This is a genomic window from Nostoc sp. CHAB 5836 (genome assembly GCF_020829445.1).
Taxonomy (GTDB): Bacteria; Cyanobacteriota; Cyanobacteriia; order Cyanobacteriales; family Nostocaceae; genus Nostoc.
The window spans coordinates 1-3,450 of the sequence record NZ_JAIVFV010000326.1 but is presented as its reverse complement, the minus strand read 5'-3'; the positions used below and the strand labels follow the sequence as shown (position 1 = coordinate 3,450).

The 3,450-nt window shown below is 43.8% G+C and carries 3 protein-coding genes; all 3 read right to left on the bottom strand.

Going from position 1 to position 3,450, the window contains the following annotated elements:
• Positions 1-88: 88 nt before the first annotated feature.
• From LC605_RS31795 to LC605_RS31785, 3 genes are read right to left on the bottom strand one after another with little or no spacing between them, the layout of a single operon-like run.
• Positions 89-1,063 carry an ExeA family protein gene (locus tag LC605_RS31795; RefSeq protein WP_229551372.1) on the bottom strand — a complete coding sequence of 325 codons (975 nt, stop codon included), beginning with the start codon at positions 1,061-1,063 and terminating at the stop codon, positions 89-91.
• Positions 1,064-1,067: 4 nt separating this feature from the next.
• Positions 1,068-2,702 (bottom strand): IS481 family transposase, encoded by a 1,635-nt coding sequence (locus LC605_RS31790; protein ID WP_229551373.1) that lies wholly within the window; start codon positions 2,700-2,702, stop codon positions 1,068-1,070.
• Positions 2,703-2,718: 16 nt separating this feature from the next.
• The gene (locus LC605_RS31785; protein ID WP_229551371.1) at positions 2,719-3,360 is read right to left on the bottom strand and encodes a recombinase family protein; all 642 of its coding nucleotides are present in this window, start codon (positions 3,358-3,360) and stop codon (positions 2,719-2,721) included.
• Between the last annotated feature and the right edge of the window lie 90 nt (positions 3,361-3,450).

Sequence of the window (3,450 nt, the reverse complement as noted above, 5' to 3'; positions counted from 1 at the left end):
ACACCGAACATATATGTTTATTTATTTAGATATAAACTGAACACAAATGAAACCGAAAAATTCTGTATGAAGTATTTCTCGGATTAATTTAATTTCCCTCTGACGCATACAAGGGAATTCCAATTTTTAACATCTGGTCTCTCAAATCTTGGGTTCGACCAGGAGGCAACTGAGCGTGTAAAAAAGAATTGACCTCACTTACACGTATATTTAATAACTCAGCTAGCACTTTAGAATTGTAACCATGCCGTATTAAGCGGGGTTCTAAATCGTTAAGTCCTACGTTCAAGACAGCTTCAGCCATATCACGGGTGACAGGCTTAGTTGCTGCTTGATAAGCGTCTTCAAAAGCCCTCTGCAAATAATGTTCGATTTGCAATGGAGTAGTCAATCGTTCTGCTAAAAATGCAATTGCTTCATTGGTAATCAAATCTTCAGGCAGATAATCATCGTGAATACACTCGCTCAACAGCCATTTTATATACTCAACCTGATGTCCTCTAATACCTTCTAAACTAAAAATATTGGTTCTAGCACCAATCTCTTCCAAAGATGGTCGGCGCAGATCGTTTTTCAACTTGGGATGTCCCAGCAGCAGTACAGATAAAGTGCAACTATTTTGACGTACCAATTCGATTAAACGCTTAATCTTGACTAACGTACTGGGATGAATGTCATGAGCTTCATCCACAAAAAGCACTACAGGCTTACGGCATTTTTGAATTAAAGCTAACAATTTTCGTTCTCTAAGTTCTGGGTGATTCGGTGGTTTAGCATCCTTTTCTGTGCTTAAATCCAAAAACAAAGCACTCATCAAAACCCCGACGTTGACCTTATCTTTGTCAATTGCAAGGCAACGAGAAATAATTATGTCTTTTTCGGAGGACAATTCCAATTGCAGTCGTTGTAAAGTCGTTGTTTTACCACAACCAACAACACCTGTTATCGCAATCAAACCACCTTGCCTAATTTGTGGTTTAAGTTCTTTGAATAGATTTGTCTGCTCTTGGGTCTCAAAATAGCCCACATGATCTAAGGTACGTTTGAGACCAAAATAAGTCATGACATCACTCAACATGGCTCGTACCTGATAAGGGGTGGAAGAAATCTCGAATTTGTTTCATTACCTCCTGCTTATTGAGAGTAGACACCAGCACCGCATTAATATAAGCCATCTGTTCAGGGGTAAGTTTGGCTAATGGACGTGCCAAATAATCGGCGATCGCTAATTTGGCTGCAATCACCGTGCTGAATGTCAGTTCTTGAAATGGGTTAGGGTCTACAAAAGGCTGCACCTTCAATAGAGTTGTACTACTCCCGAAATCAGGCGGGTTGCCTTTACCAATCACAGAGTTCGGTAAAGACAACTGTTTAGCCAAAGATTCAATTCGGTCAGCCCGTTTCTGCGTTCGTGTTTTCTTGAAACTACGGTAGCGATGTAGGGGGATTGGGCCATCCACAGGCAGAAACGGCCCATAGCGACGTTCACCATGTTCTACGTACAGTTCGTTATCGAACAAGCCCCACCACAGAACTACAGTTTCTCCAGCCAAATCTGGCTCCACCTCATAAGCCACCCCCTCAACCGTAACGCGAGCATCGATGCCTACTTTGCGGCGTTCTGGGGAGCGTGCAAATGTACAAAAACGTTCCCAATTACACATTTGACGGATGCCGTTACTAGGTAAATTGCTCACCCAATCTTCCATCCGAGAATGGGGTTCGCTGCGATGGGGTCGGCTATTGTAATGGAGCAAAAACTTCATCAACCAAGCGTTTGCCTCAGCTTCGGTCTCCGGTTCATGCAGATGGTAGAGAGTTTCGTGCATTTCTTTAACAGTGCGAAACGGTCGTTCTACCTTCCCCTTAGAACGAGCCGTCACCCGTCGCCCATCCTTGCCATTCGGTAAATGGGTACGTACTTCAATCCCCAAATAACCCATAACTTTTTGAAACACCAAGCTCTTAGCAATGGGGCCATTGTCCATGTACAGCATTTGGGGAATGCCTTGAAAGGGAAAGTCTGTCTCTTTTTTGGGTGACATGGCAGCAAACATAAACCGCAGTGCTGCTTCTACATCCTCACCGTAAACACCGTGGTATTCTTGGTATGCAGCACCACTACGGTCATCGACGACACTATAAAGCATTAACAAAGGATGCCCCCGTCCTGGTTCTAGAAATGCTGGTGCTTTAACGTGCTTGAGGTCTGATGGACTGAGGTCAAAATGCCAACATTGATTGCTCTGTTCTGCTTGGAAGCGAACAGCAGGTGGTTGTCGCAGCAGGGTATCGCGGTCGTAACCCCATTTGTTGAGATAACGATTAACAGTAGTTGGTTTGAGCAAACCTACTGGAACGGTGACATGACCATCTGGTGTGTTGATGCCATCTTCTTCCAATAAGCGAATTGCTTGTACGGTAGATAAATGGCGACCTTTGCGGTTAGATGTACGTATTTTAATGGCAGCAATGATTTCGCAGTATCGCTCTAGTCCGGCTTTCGGAATTACACGTGGGACATCACAATCAACGCGCCGCACTGGGCGAACAACATTTACTTCTCGTAGTGTTCGATACACAGTATCTTCGGAAATGCCATACAGTTGAGCTATTTCTTGGACTAATACCCGACGAGATGGACTGCGCGGTGGTAGCTGCTCTAAGCGGCGACGTAGGTCTACGATTGTATCAATTGGTATTTGTTTCTTAGGCATCCTATGATTTCTCCACCAATGTATTGTGGTGTGGGTGAAGATGTTTGCGTGACAACCAATCGTAGAGTGTGGAAGGTGAACAATCGACCAGTTTGGCAATTGAGCGTTTACTGATCCCTTTGGATAGATAGCTGCGAATTTCTGCTTCCCTTGTGTCTAATTTTAAATGTGTAGATTGTCGTCCTTTGGGTCGTCCCAACGTTTTCCCTTCAGCTTTTCGTTTGGCTAGTGCTTCGGTTGTTCTGAGTACAATTAATTCCCGCTCAATTTCTGCTGCCAAGCCTAAAACCGTTGCTGTAATTCGGCTTTGCATTGAATCATCTAGCACCATACCTTGTTTGGCGATATGGACATTGATTCCTCGGCGCACGCAGCACTCCAGCATTTCTAATACTTGTAGGGTAGAGCGTGCCATCCGACTAACTTCTGAAAAAATGACTACATCTTTTGCTTGTGCTGTTTGATTCAATAGTTGTCCTACACCTCGCTCTAACCATTTCTCCCGTCCAGAAACTGTGTCCTCTATAAAGTGAATGGGACTCAAAGCATGGGTGTTGGCATATTCTAAAATGCCATGCCGTTGGTTGTGTAGGTCTTGCCGATCGCTGGAGACTCTCAAGTAAGCATAAATAACCATAGCCATATTGGCTGTCGGTTTAAACAGCTTTATGTATTTAATTGAACGGTATTAGTCCAAATTAAACCACGAAAAGCGTACATATATGTCTAGTAA